The following is a 3,817-nucleotide window of genomic DNA, read 5'->3' as shown; positions in this document are numbered from 1 at the left end:
CTCGCCCTTCCAGGCTCCGGTGCCGCCGCGCCCGCCGCCAGGGGGCCGGTGGGGTCTTCCCGCTGGGCCGGTGGGCCCCTCCGTGTCCGGCGCCCCGGGCCGTACGCGCCTACGCTGGTCAGGGGCGTCCGGCGAGCCGTGGAGGATTCCTTGGGCAGCGCATCGGAGAGTTCCACCCCCGTGCCGAGGCTGCGTCTGGACGAACTGCTGGAGGAACTCCAGGCACGTCTGGACGCGGCCCGGGGGACCCGCGACCGCGTGCACAGCCTGCTGGAGGCAGTACTGGCCGTCGGCCGCGACCTGGAGCTGTCCCAGGCCCTCCAGCACATCGTCGAGGCGGCCGTCACCCTGGTGGACGCCGAGTACGGCGCCCTGGGCGTGATCGGCGAGGACCAGCGGCTGTCCCAGTTCATCCCGGTCGGCGTCACGGACGACCAGGTCAAACAGATCGGCGCCCTGCCGTCCGGGCACGGCATCCTCGGCGAGCTGATCCGCCACCCCGAGCCACTGCGACTCACCCGGATCGCCGACCACCCGGCCTCCCACGGCTTCCCGGCCCATCACCCGCCGATGCGGTCCTTCCTGGGGGTGCCGATCCGGATCCGGGACCGCGTGTTCGGCAACCTTTACCTGACCGAGAAGCGCGGCGGGGGCGAGTTCGACGCCGAGGACGAGTCCGTGCTCGCCACCCTCGCCGTCGCCGCCGGGGTCGCGATCGACAACGCCCGCCTCTACGCCCGCGCCCGGCGGCGGCAGCGCTGGCTGGAGGCCAGCGCCGAGGTCACCAGCAGCCTGCTGTCCGGCAGCGCGGAGCAGGAGGTGCTCGACCTGCTGGTCGCCCGGGCCGCCGAGATCGCCGGCGCGGACCTCGCCGTCGTCGCCGTACCGCTGCCGGACAACGGCGAGCTGGAAGTGCGGATCGCCGTCGGACTCGGCGCGGAGCAGCACCGGGGTCTGGTGGTGGCGATCGAGGGCTCGTTCATGGGCGCGGCCGCCCGCACCGGCGGGATCGTGGTGAGTCCGGACGTCCGGAAGGACCCCCGGATCACGGTCGGCCAGCCCCGCTGGGAGGGCCTGGGACCGGCGGTCGTGGTGCCCGTCGGCACGGCCGAGCGCGGGATCCGCGGTGTGCTGATGCTGGCCCGCGCGGCCGGTGCGCCGTTGTTCGACGAGGGCGAGTCCGGGCCGCTGCTGGGCTTCGCCGGCCAGGCCGCGGTCGCGATGGAACTCGCGGAGCGCCGCCGCGACTCCGAGCAGGTGGCACTGCTGAAGGAACGCGACCGGATCGCCCGCGACCTGCACGACCTGGCCATCCAGCGGCTCTTCGCCACCGGGATGACCCTCCAGGGCGCCACCCGCTTCATCGAGCACCCCGAGGCGACGGACCGCGTCCTGCGGGCGATCGACGACCTGGACGAGACCGCGAAGACCATCCGCGCCACCATCTTCGGCCTGCGCCTGCGCGAGTCCGGCCCGGCCGCGAGCGGCCTGCGCGCCCGGCTCGTCGACGTCGTCGACCGCGCCGCCCGCACGCTCGGCTTCACCCCGGCGCTGCGGATGACCGGCCTGCTCGACGCCACCGTCCCCGCCGAGATCGCGGACGCCGCCATCGCCGTCCTGGAGGAAGCCCTGTCCAACGCCGCCCGCCACGCGAAGGCCACCTCCGTCGAGGCCACGATCTCCGCCGACCAGGAACTGACCGTCACCGTCACCGACGACGGCATCGGCCTCCCCGAAAGCGGCCGCCGCAGCGGCCTCACCAACCTCACCGACCGCGCCACCACCCTGGGCGGCACCTTCACCGCCCACACCCGCCCCGAGGGCGGCACCGAACTGGTCTGGCAGGTCCCGCTGCCGGACGCCTGAACGCACTGGCGCCCTGGCTGTCCCCGCTGTGATCGTGTTTCGCGGCGCGGTGCGCGAGCCGCGGTACGGCTGAGCCCCGTCGCGAACGGCGGGCCTCCCGGCGGGATCGGCCGCTACCCCTCCCGGCCCAGCACCTCCCTGACCGCCAGCCTGGGTGTCGGGGCTCCCTCGGGGCCGTAGCCGAGGCGGATCAACATCTGGACGTGGCCGGGGCGTTGGTGCGGGTCGCGAGTTTCCCAGCGCAGGTGGGGCCACTCCATGGCCTGGTGCAGCAGGGAGGCACGGACGCCGTGGACGGTGGCGGCGAGCAGGACGTGTTCCAGGGCGAGGCCGGCGCGCAGCCAGTCCTCGGGGGTGTCGTGCTCGGTGGCGAGGACGGCGATGCGCGGCTCGTGCTCGAAGAGGGCGGGGGCCCGGTGCTCGACGGCGTGGATGGCCGTGAAGTCCCGCATCGGTAGGTGGCCGGCCAGGTCCTGGGAGCCGAGCGCGGCGAGCGGGATGCCGTAGGGCGGTGCGTCGCCGGTGCGGATCCAGCTGCGGCTCTCGTCGCGCTGGGCCTCGTCGGTGGTGTTGCGGCGTTCGGCCTCGGCGGTGAGGTGGAGCAGGCGGGCGGTCTCGGCGTGGTCGGGCAGGTGGAGGGTGGCGTCTTCGGCGCGGGCGGCCGCGACCAGTTCGTCGAGGACGGCCGGCGGGACGGGCTCGTCGGTGAACGGCGTACGGATGGAGTGCCGGCGCCAGATCGCCTCGTACAGCCGCACGGTGCCCGGGGCGGACACGGCGGCTGCGGCGTCGAGGCCGACGGCGGCGAGCAGATCGGGTTCCGCCGGATCGGGCAGCAGGCGCACCTCGGGCGCCCAGCCGAGGTGGCGGGCGGCGACCCGCAGGTTGAGGACGGCCGCGCCGACGGAGATGTGCAGCGCCCGGCCCTGCGGGTCGGCGGCCGGGACGGCCCGGCTGTGGTCGGCCCGGACCTCAAGGGTGGAGGTGGCCGGCTGGAGGCGGAAGCGCCAGGGCTGGCTGTTGTGGATCGAGGGCGCGGCGACCGCGGCGGAGACGAGATTCTCCAGGGCGGCGGCGTCGAGGGCGAGGGTGGGCATGGCGGCCTCCTCGACCGTCACGGAGGGTGGACCACTTCCACCGTGCGGCCGGGGTCCGGTGAGGCGCTTGGGCCGTTCGGCTCAATCTCCGGGCCCACCCGGCTCAGTGCCGGCCCGGGTGGTGCTGCTCGGGCGGCTCGGCGTGGGCGGCGAGGACGGCGGCCTGGAGGCGGCGCTCGACACCCAGCTTGGCGAGCAGCCTCGAGACGTGGTTCTTCACGGTCTTCTCGGCGAGATAGAGTTCCTCACCGATCTCCCGGTTGGTCTTGCCCTCCCCCACCAGCGCGAGGATCTCGCGCTCACGCGGGGTGAGCCCGGCGAGCGCGGCGTCGGTCCCGCTCTCCTCGTGGTGGCGCAGGCTCTCCATCAGCTTGCGGGTGGTGGCCGGGTCGAGCATGGACTGGCCGGAAGCCACCGTACGGACCGCGCTGACCAGTTCGCCGCCCTTGACCTGCTTCAGGACGTAGCCGGCCGCGCCCGCCATGATCGCGTCGAGCAGGGCGTCGTCGTCGTCGAAGGAGGTCAGCATCAGGCAGACCAACCCCGGCATCCTGTCGCGCAACTCCCGACAGACGCTCACACCGTCGCCGTCCGGGAGCCTCACGTCGAGCACGGCGACGTCCGGACACAGCGCGGGCACCCGGGCGATGGCCTGCGCGCAGCTGTCACCCTCGCCGACGACCTCGATGTCCGGTTCGGCCTCCAGGAGGTCGCGCACCCCCCGGCGGACCACCTCGTGGTCGTCCAGCAGGAACACCCGTACGGGCTGGGGCGTGTCCATGGCCTGCTCCCTGACGTGCGCGGACAGTGGCACCACCGATTCTGCGCGTCCACACCGCGAACCGCACCGGGTC

General features: G+C 74.2%; 3 protein-coding genes. 1 reads left to right on the top strand and 2 read right to left on the bottom strand.

Going from position 1 to position 3,817, the window contains the following annotated elements:
• The first annotated feature begins 150 nt into the window (after nt 1–150).
• Nucleotides 151–1,866, top strand: coding sequence for a GAF domain-containing sensor histidine kinase (locus ACWC9T_RS41165; RefSeq protein WP_449826139.1), 1,716 nt, complete (start codon nt 151–153; stop codon nt 1,864–1,866).
• 113 nt (nt 1,867–1,979) lie between these two features.
• Here ACWC9T_RS41165 and ACWC9T_RS41160 read toward each other — a convergent pair whose 3' ends face one another.
• Together ACWC9T_RS41160 and ACWC9T_RS41155 are read right to left on the bottom strand one after the other, a co-directional pair.
• Entirely contained in the window at nt 1,980–2,963 is a 984-nt protein-coding gene (locus ACWC9T_RS41160; protein WP_449826138.1) for an Acg family FMN-binding oxidoreductase, read from the bottom strand.
• A 103-nt stretch (nt 2,964–3,066) separates the two neighbouring features.
• Nucleotides 3,067–3,744: a response regulator gene (locus tag ACWC9T_RS41155; RefSeq protein WP_449826137.1), complete on the bottom strand. Its 678-nt coding sequence runs from the start codon at nt 3,742–3,744 to the stop codon at nt 3,067–3,069.
• Between the last annotated feature and the right edge of the window lie 73 nt (nt 3,745–3,817).

The organism is Kitasatospora sp. NPDC001159 (assembly GCF_053598235.1).
The sequence above is the reverse complement of the archived record's forward strand: the minus strand, read 5'-3'. Positions and strand labels throughout refer to the sequence as shown.